Origin of the sequence: Streptomyces alanosinicus (assembly GCF_014650595.1) — a bacterium.
In the GTDB taxonomy this organism is placed as follows: domain Bacteria; phylum Actinomycetota; class Actinomycetes; order Streptomycetales; family Streptomycetaceae; genus Streptomyces; species Streptomyces alanosinicus.
The window spans coordinates 482,066-494,443 of record NZ_BMVG01000004.1; the positions used below are offsets into that span (position 1 = coordinate 482,066).

At 71.7% G+C, this 12,378-nt stretch carries 10 protein-coding genes; 5 read left to right on the plus strand and 5 right to left on the minus strand.

Annotated features, from left to right (window positions below):
* Positions 1 to 18: 18 nt before the first annotated feature.
* Together IE277_RS12990 and IE277_RS12995 are read left to right on the plus strand one after the other, a co-directional pair.
* Positions 19 to 828, plus strand: coding sequence for a M15 family metallopeptidase (locus tag IE277_RS12990; RefSeq protein WP_189951751.1), 810 nt, complete (start codon positions 19 to 21; stop codon positions 826 to 828).
* 46 nt (positions 829 to 874) lie between these two features.
* Positions 875 to 1,411 (plus strand): NUDIX domain-containing protein, encoded by a 537-nt coding sequence (locus IE277_RS12995; RefSeq protein ID WP_189951753.1) that lies wholly within the window; start codon positions 875 to 877, stop codon positions 1,409 to 1,411.
* 40 nt (positions 1,412 to 1,451) lie between these two features.
* Here the strand turns inward: IE277_RS12995 and IE277_RS13000 are convergent, their stop codons facing one another.
* Positions 1,452 to 3,812 carry a glycoside hydrolase family 31 protein gene (locus IE277_RS13000; RefSeq protein ID WP_189951755.1) on the minus strand — a complete coding sequence of 787 codons (2,361 nt, stop codon included), beginning with the start codon at positions 3,810 to 3,812 and terminating at the stop codon, positions 1,452 to 1,454.
* Positions 3,813 to 4,027: 215 nt separating this feature from the next.
* On the opposite strand from IE277_RS13000, the gene IE277_RS13005 reads away from it, so the two are divergent.
* Complete coding sequence (locus IE277_RS13005) at positions 4,028 to 6,004, plus strand: acetoacetate--CoA ligase (RefSeq protein ID WP_189951757.1); 1,977 nt, start codon at positions 4,028 to 4,030, stop codon at positions 6,002 to 6,004.
* A gap of 11 nt (positions 6,005 to 6,015) precedes the next feature.
* On the opposite strand, the gene IE277_RS13010 is transcribed toward IE277_RS13005, so the two are convergent.
* Entirely contained in the window at positions 6,016 to 7,335 is a 1,320-nt protein-coding gene (locus IE277_RS13010) for an aminotransferase class I/II-fold pyridoxal phosphate-dependent enzyme (RefSeq protein ID WP_229881295.1), read from the minus strand.
* A gap of 56 nt (positions 7,336 to 7,391) precedes the next feature.
* Between IE277_RS13010 and IE277_RS13015 the strand changes: the two genes are divergently transcribed.
* Both IE277_RS13015 and IE277_RS13020 read left to right on the plus strand, forming a co-directional pair.
* Positions 7,392 to 8,663, plus strand: a complete 1,272-nt coding sequence (locus tag IE277_RS13015; protein ID WP_308433372.1) for an MFS transporter — start codon at positions 7,392 to 7,394, stop codon at positions 8,661 to 8,663.
* Between the two features lie 24 nt (positions 8,664 to 8,687).
* Positions 8,688 to 9,581, plus strand: a complete 894-nt coding sequence (locus tag IE277_RS13020) for a DUF8829 domain-containing protein (RefSeq protein WP_189951759.1) — start codon at positions 8,688 to 8,690, stop codon at positions 9,579 to 9,581.
* Between the two features lie 72 nt (positions 9,582 to 9,653).
* Here IE277_RS13020 and ptsP read toward each other — a convergent pair whose 3' ends face one another.
* From ptsP to IE277_RS47080, 3 genes are all read right to left on the minus strand, one after another.
* Entirely contained in the window at positions 9,654 to 11,324 is a 1,671-nt protein-coding gene (gene ptsP / locus IE277_RS13025) for a phosphoenolpyruvate--protein phosphotransferase (protein WP_189951761.1), read from the minus strand.
* A gap of 78 nt (positions 11,325 to 11,402) precedes the next feature.
* The gene (locus IE277_RS13030) at positions 11,403 to 11,852 is read right to left on the minus strand and encodes a PTS sugar transporter subunit IIA (RefSeq protein WP_189951762.1); all 450 of its coding nucleotides are present in this window, start codon (positions 11,850 to 11,852) and stop codon (positions 11,403 to 11,405) included.
* A 79-nt stretch (positions 11,853 to 11,931) separates the two neighbouring features.
* Positions 11,932 to 12,378: hypothetical protein (locus tag IE277_RS47080; RefSeq protein WP_229881298.1), on the minus strand; the 447-nt coding region annotated here is incomplete at its 5' end.

Genomic DNA, 12,378 nt, shown 5'->3' on the forward strand with positions numbered 1-12,378 from the left:
AATGGGCAGGGCGGAGACATGACACGACTCACCCGTGCAGTCCGCGGTCTCGTCACCGCACTCGCCGCCGTGCTGGCCGTGACCGCCGCCTCCGCCACGGCTCGGGCGGAGCCGGAACCCAGGGCGCCGAAGGACTTCGTAGCCCTGAGAACCGTGGACCCGACGATCGTCCAGGAGATGCGCTACTTCACCCCGCACGACTTCGTCGGCCGGCGCATCGACGGCTACGAGCAGCCGATCTGCATCCTCACCCGCCCCGCCGCCGAAGCACTCCACAAGGCCCAACGCGCACTGCTGCGCAAGGGCTACACCCTCAAGGTGTACGACTGCTACCGGCCCCAGCGCGCCGTGAACCACTTCGTCCGCTGGGCCGAGGACCTCGACGACCAGGCGATGAAGGGCGAGTTCTACCCGAACGTCGACAAGACCCGGCTGTTCGAGGACGGCTACATCGCCAAGAAGTCCGGCCACAGCCGTGGCTCGACCATGGACCTCACGATCGTGAGGCTTCCCGCGCGACCGACCCGGCCGTATCACCCGGGAGAGCCGCTCGTCCCCTGTTTCGCGCCCAAGAGTGAACGCTTCCCCGACAATTCCGTCGACATGGGCACCGGATTCGACTGCTTCGACACCCTCGCGCACACCCTCGACCCGCGCGTCCAGGGCGAGCAGCGCGCCAACCGACTGCTGCTCAAGACCACCATGGAGGGCGCCGGATTCGTGAACCTCGCCGAGGAGTGGTGGCACTACACCTACAAGCCGGAGCCGTATCCGGACACCTATTTCGACTTCCCCGTGTCCTGCAGGTCGCTGGGCAACGGCGACTGAGCAGAGTGCGGCGGAGGGCCCTCTTTCGATCGGATACAGTCCGCGCGTGTCCGAAACTCAGCACTCAATTGCCAACTCCGTACCGGACTCGCACTGTTCGAGTTGCGGAGCGCCCTATGGAGAGCGCGTTTCCGGCTGGCCGCGCACCTGCCCGTCCTGCGGGTCCGTCGCCTACCGCAATCCGCTGCCGGTCGCGATCGCGCTCCAGCCCGTGTATGACACCAAGGGCACCGCCCTGGTCGTCATCACCCGCACGATCGCCCCCGCGCGCGGAGGCACGGCACTGCCCGGCGGCTACGTCGACGACCGGGAGGACTGGAAGCAGGCCGTCGTACGCGAGCTCAAGGAGGAGACCGGCATCGACGCGGCCGCGCGCGATGTGCGCCTCGTCGACGCCATGAGCTCGCCCGACGGTCATCTGCTGCTGTTCGGACTCCTCCCGGAGCGTCCCGCGGACGGGCTCCCCTCCTCCGGTCCCACGGACGAGACCGAGGGCTGGCGGCTGCTGCGCAGGCCCGAGGAACTCGCCTTCCCCCTGCACACCGTGGCCGTGCGGGCCTGGTTCGAGGGCCGGTACGTCTGAGCCGCGCGGCCCGGTCCGGCCCCCGCACCGGGTGGACGGCTCAGTCCAGCCCCCGCACCCGCACCCGGTAGGGCGGTTCGGCCGAACCGCCCTCCCCCTCCCGGGTGACCACCACCTCCCGGCCCCGCCTGCGGGCGACGTAGCGTTCCGTCTCCGGTTCGTCCCACCCGTCGCCCGCGTCCGGCACGACCAGACCGCCCCCGGTGCGGCCCCGCGCGGGCGCCCACACCTCCAGCTCCAGACCGCCGTCGGTGCCCCGCACCGGAATCACCGCCCCCGCGCGCGCGAACACCGGCGTCCGCGACAGGGGCGCGTCGACGAGCACCTGCCCCGGCCCCTCGTACGCCCTCTCGGTCACCGTGTCGTACCAGCGGCCCCGCGGCAGCTGCACCGCACGCCGGTCCGCACCCGGATCCAGCACCGGAGCCACCAGCAGAGCGTCCCCGAGCAGAAACGTGTCCTCGCAGGCGCGCAGCGCCCGGTCCTCCGGCGCCCCCCACCACACCGGCCGCACATAGGGCGCGCCGGTGCGCCGCGCCAGATGCGCCAGCGTCAGGAAGTACGGCAGCAGCCGCCGCCGTTCGAGCAGCGCCACGCGCGCGTGCTCCAGCACCTCGGGACCGAACTCCCAGGGCTCCCGGCGCCCCGCCCGCAGACTCGCGTGGGTGCGGAACAGCGGCAGATACGCGCCGAGCTGGAACCACCTCAGGTACAGCTCCGGCGACGGACTGCCGTCGAAACCGCCCACGTCCGGGCCCGAGTACGGCACCCCGCACAGCCCCAGTCCCAGCACCAGCGCCAGCGAGGCCCGCAGCCCCGGCCAGCCCGTCGCCACGTCCCCGGACCAGCTGCCCCCGTACCGCTGCAGCCCCGCCCAGCCGGAGCGGGAGAACAGGAAGGGCCGCTGCGTCGGCGCCAGCTCGCGCAGCCCTTCGTAGCCCGCCCGGGCCATGCACAGCCCGTACACGTTGTGGGCTTCCCGGTGGTCGCCCCCACGTCCCTCCAGGGCGTGCCGGGCCGAACGCGGCAGGGTCGGCTCACCGAAGGCGTTGAACGACGTCGGCTCGTTCATGTCGTGCCAGAACCCCGCGAAGCCCTGGCCCAGCCGCTCCTCGTACAGCCCGCCCCACCACTTGCGCACACCCGCGTGCGTGAAGTCCGGGAAGGCCGACTCACCGGCCCAGACCACGCCGCGCACCGTCCGTCCCGAGGAGTCCCGGACGAACGCGTCCACGGCCGTACCGCTGTCGTACACCGCGTTGCCCGGCTCCGCCTTCACGGCCGGATCGACGATCGACACCAGCCGGATCCCGTCCCGCCGCAGTTCCTCGGCGAGTTGGGGCAGCTTCGGGAAACGCTCCTGGTCGACCGTGAACACCTGGTGGTCGTCGTAGTGGTCGATGTCCAGGTGCACGGCGTCCAGCGGCAGCCCGTGGCGCCGGTAGCCCGCGACGATCCGGCGCACCTCCTGGGCGCTGCCGAAACCCCACCGCGCGTGATGGTGACCGAGGGCCCATGCGGGCGGCAGCGCGGGCGCACCGGTCAGCGAGGCCCAGGTGTGCAGCACACGCGCGGGGGTGCCCACCATCACCCAGCAGCGCAGCGGACCGCCGTCCATCCGCACCTCGCAGCGCCCCGTCCGGTCGAGCCCGGACCCGGCGCCCTCCTCGCCCTCGCGCAGCACCACCGTGCCGTCCCACGTGGTGTCGTGGAAGACCAGATGCGTGCCGGCGTCGGCCACCACGAGCTGCACCGGCATCGTCAGATACAGCGGATCGTCGCCGGGGCCGAACGCCCGCCCGGGATCGGTGTTCCACAGCCGGTACGTGCCGTCCCGCAGCCGGGGCCCGGCCGCCCGGCCGCCCAGACCGAAGAAGCGGGCGTCGGCCGTCACCTCCGAGCGCTGCATCCACCGTGCCGTGCCCCCGTCGACCGGCTCCCACCAGCGCGGCGGCAGATCCCGCCGCAGGGTCACACCGCCGGGCGTGCGCACCTCCACCGCGCCGTGCCGCGAGACCGTGATCGTGACCCGCTCGGCGACCACCCGCCAGCCGCCGTCCTTGTCCGGCTCCAGCACCGCCCGCGGATCCGGCTCCGGGGAGTTGTCCGCGAGCGCGTACGACGGCTGAGAGCCGGCCCCGTCCCACCCCCAGAACACCGCTCCGTTCACCGCGACGGTGATCCGCAGCTCGGACCGGGCGAACCGGAGCAGCCCGCCGCCCGGCCCCGGCTCCGCGCCCCGCACCTGACCCGGCACCCGCGCCCGCTCGGCACCCCGCCGCGGCAGCCCGACGGCGTCGATCCGCCGCCTGCGCCACGCGGCCCGGACGGTACGCAACCCCCGAGCCGCCCTCTCTGAACCCACCACACCCACCGAACGCATCAGGTCACGACCGTCCATGCTGCTCACCCTGCCACTGAGCGCCCCACGCGCGCGTGTCGTTCAATTGCCGTTCACCCGTGCCGGGACCACATCTTCACGACACGGACTATGTGGGGCGCACCCTGGTGTAGAAGTCGATCACATGGCATCGTCCCTGTCAGCCGCGTCACGCGCACACCCCAGCCCGTGCGCGGACCGACGCCCACGACGCGCACAGCCCGGGAGCCGCCCCCATGTCGACCGCGAACCCCCAGCCGCTCTGGCAGCCCGATCCCGAGCGGATCGCCCAGGCCCGCATCACCCAGTTCCAGGCGTGGGCCGCCGAGCACCACGGCGCCCCGGCCGAAGGCGGCTACCCCGCCCTGCACCAGTGGTCCGTCGACCAGCTGGACACCTTCTGGAAAGCCGTCACGGAGTTCTTCGGCGTACGGTTCTCCACGCCCTACGCGCACGTGCTCGGCGACCGCTCGATGCCGGGCGCCCAGTGGTTCCCCGGAGCCACCCTCAACTACGCCGAGCACGCCCTGCGCGCCGCCGCCGAGCGCCCGGCCGAGTCCGCCCTCCTGTACGTCGACGAGACCCATGAACCCCAGCCGGTGAGCTGGGCGGAACTGCGCCGCCAGGTCGGCTCCCTCGCGGCCGGACTGCGTGCCCTGGGCGTCCGCCCCGGCGACCGCGTCAGCGGCTATCTGCCCAACATCCCCCAGGCGGTCGTCGCCCTGCTCGCCACGGCCGCGGTCGGCGCCGTGTGGACCTCCTGCGCCCCCGACTTCGGCGCCCGCAGCGTCCTCGACCGCTTCCAGCAGGTCGAACCCGTCGTCCTGTTCACCGTCGACGGCTACCGCTACGGCGGCAAGGAGCACGACCGCCGGGAGATCGTCGCCGAGCTGCGCCGCGAGCTGCCCACCGTGCGCGCCGTCGTCCACATCCCACTGCTGGGCACCGAGGCCCCCGAGGGCGCCCTGGAGTGGTCGGCGCTGACAACGGGGGACACCGAGCCCGTCTTCGAGCAGGTCCCCTTCGACCACCCGCTGTGGGTGCTGTACTCCTCCGGCACGACCGGCCTGCCCAAAGCCATCGTCCAGTCCCAGGGCGGCATCCTGGTCGAACACCTCAAGCAGCTCGGCCTGCACTGCGACCTCGGGCCCGAGGATCGTTTCTTCTGGTACACCTCGACCGGCTGGATGATGTGGAACTTCCTCGTCTCCGGCCTGCTCACGGGCACCACGATCGTCCTGTACGACGGCAGCCCCGGCTACCCGGACACGGGCGCCCAGTGGCGGATCGCCGAGCGCACCGGGGCCACCCTGTACGGCACCTCCGCCGCCTATGTCATGGCCTGCCGCAAGGCCGGCGTGCACCCCGCGCGCGACCACGACCTGTCCGCCGTGAAGTGCGTCGCCACCACCGGCTCGCCGCTGCCGCCCGACGGCTTCCGCTGGCTGCACGACCAGTTCGCGGACAGCGGGGCCGACCTGTGGATCGCCTCCGTCAGCGGCGGCACCGACGTCTGCTCCTGCTTCGCCGGCGGCGTACCGACGCTCCCCGTGCACACCGGCGAACTCCAGGCGCCCGGCCTCGGCACCGATCTGCAGGCCTGGGACCCGAGCGGCAACCCCGTCATCGACGAGGTGGGCGAGCTGGTCGTCACCAACCCCATGCCCTCCATGCCGATCCGCTTCTGGAACGACCCCGACGGCAGCCGCTACCATGACAGCTACTTCGACACCTACCCCGGCGTCTGGCGGCACGGCGACTGGATCACGCTCACCTCGCGCGGCACCGTGATCATCCACGGCCGCTCCGACTCCACCCTCAACCGGCAGGGCGTGCGCATGGGCTCGGCCGACATCTACGAAGTCGTCGAGCGCCTCCCCGAGATCAAGGAGTCACTGGTCATCGGCATCGAGCAGTCCGACGGCGGCTACTGGATGCCGCTGTTCGTGCACCTCGCGCCGGGCGCCGTGCTCGACGAGTCCCTCCTGGACCGCATCAAGCGGGCCATCCGCGAACAGCTCTCGCCGCGGCACGTACCCGACGAGATCATCGAGGTGCCCGGCGTCCCGCACACCCTCACCGGCAAGCGCATCGAGGTCCCGGTCAAGCGCCTCCTGCAGGGCACGCCCCTGGAGAAGGCCGTCAACCCCGGCTCCATCGACGATCTCTCCCTGCTCGACTTCTACGAGGACCTCGCCCGCAAGCGCGCCTGACCTCCTGCGCGTCACCCGCCGTAGGTGGCCTCGGACTCGCCCAGTACGACGGCGAAGTCCGAGGCCAGCCGCGCGGCGTCGGCCGGCTCCAGACCGGCGGCACAGATCCGGACCCCGGGCCCGGAGGACAGACGGAACCGCGCGCCCGCCGCGACCCACCAGCCGTACGACCGCAGTCCGTTCACCACGGCCGACTCGTCGCGTACCGGCACCCACAGGTTCAGTCCGCTCGCCGCGTGCGACGCGATGCCCCGTACGGCCAGCTCACCGGCCAGCGCCGTGCGACGCAGCGCGTACGTCTCACGCGCGCGTGCCACCAACGCGCGCGTGCCGTCGTCCGTCATGAGCCCGAGCACCGTCTCCTGCAGCAGGTGACTGACCCAGCCCGACGTCAGCAGCAGCCGGCCGTCGTGCCGGGCGAGCGTGACCGGGTCACAGGCCGCGGCCGCCCAGCGCAGATCGGCCCCCAGGAACTTGCTCACGGTCCGCACATGCACCCAGCGGGCCGGCCCCCCGGCGGACACGGTGTGCAGGGCGGCGCCGGCCACCTCCGAGGCATGGTCGTTCTCCACCAGCAGCACATCGGGTGCGTCACTCAGCACCTCGGCCAGGGCATCGCGACGTCCGGCGGAGAAGCACCCGCCGTACGGATTCTGCCCCCGCGGGCTGAGCACCACGGCCCGCACCCCGGCCCGCAGCGCCGCCCGCAGAGCCTCCGGACGCATCCCTTCGTCGTCCACGGCGACCGGGACGTTGCGCAGCCCCAGCGCCGCGACCAGATCCAGCAGATGGTGATAGCCGGGATCCTCCATGGCCACGCCGTCCCCGGGGAGCAACTCGACGGACAGCACCCGGTTGATCAGGTCCAGCGCGCCGTGCGCGAACGTCACGTGCTCCACGGGGACGCCGTCCGCCCCGAGCCAGTCGCGCACCGTCTCCTCCAGTCGCGCCAGCCGGGGCACGGAGCGATGGGAACGGACGCCCGGGGCAAGACGTGACGGCGGCAGCAGAGCGGGCAGCAGCGCCGGGTCGGGATGCCCGCCGGCCAGATCCCGCAGCCCCTCCGGCACCTTGGGCGGCCGGCGCGAGGCGACCGCGGGGGCCGGCGCGACCACCGTGCCGCCACGCCCGCGCGTGACGACGATGCCGCGCCGGCGCAACTCCTTGTAGGCCGTGGCGACCGTGCCCGGACTCACACCCAGCTCGTCCGCGAGCCGCCGTACCGGAGGCAGCGCGACCCCTGGCACCAACGCGCCCTCCGCCACGCCCCGTTCGACGGATCCGGCAATTCCCTTGGCCGTCGCACCATCGATCTCATATTGTGTTACCACGTTAGCAATTATGTACCAACACATAACGTCGGACAAGCTCCACCCAAGGGGGAACAGTGGAAGCCGAGCCCGAGGCCGCGAACCGGCCGCCCCGCATACCGGGCGGCCGCGACGGACGCCGGATGCTCCTCATCACCTTCATCGACCGCATCGGCAACGGCTTGTGGGCATCCGTCAGCGTCCTGTACTTCATCTACGTCTCGGGCCTCTCCGTCGCCCAGGTCGGCACGCTCGCCGCCCTCTCCGGCGCCATCGGCATCGCGGGCGCGCCGCTCGCCGGACGCATCGCCGACCGCCACCCCCTCACCCGGATCCTGCTCGCACTCCAACTCCTGCGCGCCATCGCGACCTTCGCCCTGCTCACCACCGACCATTACCTTCCGCTGCTCGCGATCTCCGCCGTCGGCAGCCTCGGCGACCGCGCCTCCAGCGTCCTCACCAAGCTCTACGCCACCCGCATCGCCGGCCCCGACCGAGTCCGCTACCAGGCCGTCAACCGCACCGCCTCCAACGCCGGCTGGGCCCTCGGCGGCCTCGCCGCCGCATCCGCCCTCACGCTCGGCACCGCCACCGCCTACCGCTGGCTCCTCGCCGGCGACGGCCTCTCCTTCCTGGCCATCGCACTCCTCACGCTGACCTGCGCGGAACCCCCGTCCAGCAGCCGCGTCGCCGCACACGCCGGCATGCCCCGCACCGCCGCGCCGGCCAGCCCCTGGCGCGACCGCCTGTACCTCGCCTTCGTCGCGACCGAGACAGTCCTCTTCCTCGACGACAGCGTCTTCCAGATCGGCCTGCCCCTGTGGATCGCGCACACCGACGGCGTACCGCACGGTCTCGCACCCCTGCTGCTCGTCCTCAACAACGTGATGGTGGTCGCCCTCCAGGTGCCGCTCGCCCGCTACGGCACCACCACCGCCGCAGCCCGGAAACTGCTCGTCCCGCTGTCCGCCGCCTCCGCCGCCGGCGGGATCACCATGGCCCTGAGCGCCACCGGTGACACCCTCCCGGCGATCTGCCTCCTCACCGCCTCCGCAGCCCTCTTCACCCTGGCCGAGATGCTGCACGCCGTCGTGTCCTGGGAACTCTCCGTGGCCCTCGCCCCCGACACCGCACAGGGCGCCTACCTCGGCGTCCACGGCCTCGCCCAGTCGGGCCAGCGCAGCCTCGGACCGCTCGCCGTCACCGCCGCCATCGCCGCCGGCCCCCTCGGCTGGACCGCCTTCGGCGCCACCATCGCCGCGACCTGCGCACTCCAGCACCGCCTGGTCCGCGACCGCCTCCGGCACAGCCCGTTGTCAGTGCCGCCGGTTACGGTGAGTGAGCACTGATCGACTGCGCACCTTGGGGGAAACATGGCGCACACCGACCACCAGAGCATGCGACGCGTCCTGCGCCGCGAGATCGCCGGCACCATCGGCCTGCTCACCGACGAACACGACTTCCGCGCCATGCGGCGCTACCGCAGCTTCACCTTCGACGACCACGCGACCTACCTCCGGCAGATCGAAACCGTCCTCAGGACCCGCGCCGCGCAGGGCACCCACACCACCCTCGCCCTGTTCGACCCCGAGGACTACGCCGCCTACTGCGCGCAGACAGGCCTCGACCCGGAAGCCCCGGCCAGCCGGACCCGGTTCACCGCGGAACTCGCCGCCACGGGCCCCACCATCCCCTACGACGGCCGGCCCCTCGCCACCCTCGTACCGGCCCTCGTGGACGAAGCCGTACGACAGGCCACATGGGAGTACGCCACCACCCTGCTCTCCCGCCTCGGCCCCTGCCCCACCTGCGGCGAGGACATCGGCAAAGCGGCCTTCACCCGCGCCTCCGACCTCCTGGTCCGCATCCTCGACACCGCACCACCCGGCGACCGGCACCTCGTATGCAGTGTTTCAGGCCCACCGGACACCCTCGTCTCCGTCCTGCACGGCAACCAGGACAGCCATGGCGACACCCGTCTCGACGAGGCCGAAGCCCTGGAATTCACCAGCGTCCTCGCCCTCGGGCTCGCGACCCGCAGCCCCGGCGGACTCGTCCTGCGCACCACCGCCCCCGGCACGACCGACCGGGTCTACGGCTGGCGACTGCGCGCCGGCGCCCTCGAACCCCTCACCGCCGCCGAGGTGTTCGACGCCTACTGCACGGACGCCGAATCCGGAGACCTCATCTCCCCGGAATCCGGCGTCGACTACAGCGAGCCCCCCGACCTCGGAGACGGGAGCCCCGCAGCCGGCCACCGCCACTGAGACACACCAGGGGCGCCCCACCCGAAGGCGGGACGCCCCTGGACCCGGCACACCGAAGAGGCGCCGGTGCGGCTACTCGCCGGACAGCACCGCCTGAGCCGCGCCGCGCGCCTCCTCGGCACTGTCCGCAGCACGCGCGGCCGCCGCGGCCCGCTCGCACTGCGCCAGCGTGTACTTCGCCAGCGCCGCCCGGACATAGGGAATCGACGCCGAACCCATCGACAGGGAGGTGACACCCAGACCAGTCAGCACACAGGCCAGCAGCGGGTCGGAGGCGGCCTCACCGCACACCCCACAGCTCTTGCCCTCGGCCTTGGCCGCCTCCGCCGACAGCGCGACCAGGTCCAGCAGCGCCGGCTGCCACGGGTCCTGAAGCCGGGACACCGCGCCCACCTGCCGGTCGGCCGCGAACGTGTACTGCGCGAGGTCATTGGTCCCGAGCGAAAGGAACTCGACCTCCTGAAGGATCGAACGCGCCCGCAGCGCGGCCGACGGGATCTCCACCATCGCGCCGAACTTGGCGCGCAGCCCCGCCTCACGGCAGGCGTCCGCGAACGCCCTCGCGTCCGTGCGGTCCGCCACCATGGGCGCCATGACCTCAAGGTAGACGGGCAGCCCCTCGGCGGCCTTCGCCAGCGCGGTCAGCTGCGTACGCAGGACCTCGGGGTGGTCCAGCAGCGTGCGCAGACCCCGCACGCCCAGCGCCGGGTTCGGCTCGTCGGCCGGAGTCAGGAAGTCCAGCGGTTTGTCCGCGCCCGCGTCCAGCACCCGCACGACCACGCGGCCCTCGGGGAACGCCTCCAGCACCTGCCGGTAGGCCTCCACCTGCTTGTGCTCGGAAGGAGCGTTCTTGCTGTCGTCCAGGAAGAGGAACTCGGTACGGAACAGACCGACACCCTCGGCCCCGGCCTCCACCGCGGCCGGTACGTCCGCCGGCCCGCCCACGTTGGCCAGCAGCGGCACCTTGTGCCCGTCCGCGGTCGCGCCCGGCCCGGTCGAGGCGGCCAGCGCGGCCTTGCGCTCGGCGGCCGCCGCGCGCAGCTCCGCCTTCTTCGCCTCGCCCGGGTTCACGAAGATGTCGCCGGTGCTGCCGTCGACGGCGATCACCGTGCCCTCGGCCAGCTCACCGGCGCCCGGCAGCGCCACGACCGCTGGCACACCCAGCGCCCGCGCCAGGATCGCGCTGTGACTGGTCGGCCCGCCCTCCTCGGTCACGAAACCGAGCACCAGAGACGGATCCAGCAGCGCGGTGTCGGCAGGAGCGAGGTCCCGCGCCACGAGCACATACGGCTGATCGCTGTCCGGCACACCCGGCATCGGAACGCCCAGAAGTCGGGCGACGATACGATTCCGCACGTCGTCGAGGTCGGCCACACGGCCGGCGAGGTACTCACCGGCACCGGCCAGCAGCTCCCGGTACGCCGCGAACGCGTCGTACACCGCACGCTCGGCGGTGCTGCCGACGACGATCCGCCGGTCCACGTCCGCCATCAGCTCGGGGTCCTGGGCCATCATGGCCTGCGCCTCGAGCACGGCCTGGGCCTCGCCCCCGGCCAGATTGCCGCGCGCCATCAGATCGGCGGCGACGGCGTCCACGGCCTGGCGGGCACGGCCCTGCTCACGCTCCGCCTCTTCCGCGGGGATCGACTTGGCCGGCGGCTCCAGCACCGCCGTACCCATGTGCCGAACCTCGCCGATGGCCACGCCATGGCTCACGCCCACGCCTCGCAGCGTTGTCTCCATCTCACCCGTCTCCGATAGTGCGGCGGATCCCGCCGCCGCGGTGGTTGTCGTGTTCACCGTCTTGCGACGGCCGTGCCGTCAGTTCCAGGAGAAGAGGCTGTCGCCGGCCTTCACGTCACCGCTGTCACGGAGGTCGGAGAGGGACTCTGCCGTGGCTTCGAGGGCGACGACGGGGCAGACCGGGGACTTGCCGGCGGCCTCCACGGCGGCGGGGTTCCAGCGCACAACGGCCTGACCGCGCGTCACGGTGTCGCCCTTGTTGACGAGCAGCTCGAAACCCTCGCCATTGAGCTGAACGGTGTCGATGCCGAGATGGGTCAGCACGCCATGGCCGCTCTCGTCCACCACGACGAAGGCATGCGGGTGCAGGGAGACGATGACGCCGTCCACCGGGGCCACGGCCTCGGAAGCCTCACGTACAGGGTCGATCGCGGTGCCCGGGCCGACCATGGCCCCGGAGAAGACCGGATCCGGCACTTCGGCCAGTCCGATGGCGCGTCCGGCAAGAGGGGACGTCACGGTGGTCATGGGAAGCCTCCCAAGGAGTGAAGCTGCTTACGGGCCGTCACTGCCTGTCCCGGGACGGCACACTGAGCAGCAGGGTATGTCAGATGAAGTAGCGGTTCCGTTTAGAAGCTACCAGGTAGTGGTCTAGACCACCAGCCGCGCGGATTTGCACGGCCTTCAAGGCTCCGTGTACAGTCGTACTCCTGCTTAGGGCGAAGGGATGCGAAAGCGACCTCACCCAGCAGAACCCAAACTCGTCAGATCCTATCTCTGGATCAGCTTCTGCATGCTCGCAGAGGGTGGTCGGAGAGACGGAAAAACCCTGATAGAGTTTGAAACACCGAAGGGAAGCGCCCGGAGGAAAGCCCGAGAGGGTGAGTACAAAGGAAGCGACCGTTCCTTGAGAACTCAACAGCGTGCCAAAAATCAACGCCAGATTAGTTGATACCCCGTCCGTCGGAGCATTCCGATGGTCGAGGTTCCTTTGAAAACACAGCGAGGACGCTGTGTGCGGGAGGATCATTCCTCCTCTCGCACCGCTCTCGTG